The sequence below is a fragment of the Streptomyces sp. NTH33 genome (assembly GCF_003236365.1).
Classification (GTDB): domain Bacteria; phylum Actinomycetota; class Actinomycetes; order Streptomycetales; family Streptomycetaceae; genus Streptomyces.
Window position 1 is genome coordinate 1 of record NZ_POTZ01000902.1, and the last position, 1,330, is coordinate 1,330.

The window sequence follows — 1,330 nt, forward strand, 5'->3', positions numbered from 1 at the left end:
TGAACCGCCCCGGTTCGAATGGAGACTCGATTTCATGAAAGGATCGAGTCATGGCACGACCTTCCCGTTACCCGCTTGAGCTCCGCCGCCGCGCGGTGCGCATGGTCGCCGAGGTGCGCGACGACTACCCGAACGAGACGGCCGCCCTGCAGGCGGTCGCCGACAAGCTCGGCATCGGCTCCCGCGAGACACTGCGGAACTGGCTGAAGCAGCACGAGATCGACGCGGGGACGCGGCCGGGGACGACGACGGAGGAGTCCGCCCAGCTCAAGGCGTTGAAGAAGGAGAACGCCGAACTCAAGCGGGCCAACGAGATCCTGAAGGCCGCGGCGAGTTTCTTCGCGGCCGAGCTCGACCGGCCACACACGCGCTCGTAGCGTTCATCGACGAGCACCGGGACCGCTTCGGCGGCGTCGAGCCGATCTGCAGGACGCTCACCGAGCACGACTGCAAGATCGCCCCTTCCACGTACTACGCCCACAAGAAACGCCTCGCAACCCCCTCCGCCCGTTCCGTGCGCGATAAGGGGCTCAAGGAGCGGATCCAGGAGGTCTACACGTCCAACTACCGCGTCTACGGCGCCCGGAAGATCTGGCGCGAGCTGAACCGGCAGGGACATGCGGTGGCCCGCTGCACCGTCGAGCGCCTGATGCGCGAACTCGGCATCCAGGGCGCGGTCCGCGGCAAGCGCGTCATCACCACGATTCCCGGCGGGCAGGCCGAGCGGGCCCCCGACCTGGTCGACCGCAACTTCGTCGCCGGCGCTCCGAACCGCTGCTGGGTCGCGGACTTCACCCACGTCAAGACCTGGTCCGCCACCGTCTACGTCGCCTTCGTCGTGGACACCTTCTCCCGCCGGATCGTCGGCTGGTCGGCTGCCACCGTGAAGGAGACCGTCTTCGTCCTGGACGCTCTGGAGATGGCCGTCTGGCAACGCGACCGCGACCAACACCCCATCCGACCAGGCGAGTTGATTCATCACTCTGACGCCGGATCGCAATACACATCGTTCAGGCTCGCCGAGCATCTGGACGCCGCCGGCATCGCCGCCTCCATCGGCTCGGTCGGCGACGCCTACGACAACGCCCTGATGGAATCAACGATCGGCCTGTACAAAACCGAGTTGATCAAACCGCAACGGCCCTGGAAGACGCTCTCCCAGGTGGAGTTGGCCACCGCCGAGTGGGTCGACTGGTACAACCACCGCAGGCTCCACGGTGAGATAGGCCACGTTCCGCCCGTCGAGTACGAGGCCAACCACTACATGGAATCCACGAAACCCCAGGCCAGAACCACAATCTGAGATCTCTACCGAACCCGGGGCGGTTCA

General features: G+C 65.9%; 1 protein-coding gene. It reads left to right on the forward strand.

All coding sequences use genetic code 11. The annotated features are described in order from the left end of the window. The first annotated feature begins 50 nt into the window (after positions 1-50). A protein-coding gene (locus tag C1I97_RS37385; protein WP_111007302.1) for an IS3 family transposase occupies positions 51-1,303 on the forward strand; the annotation gives its coding sequence in 2 pieces (ribosomal slippage) (positions 51-333 and positions 333-1,303; 1,254 coding nt in all). Positions 1,304-1,330: the final 27 nt, after the last annotated feature.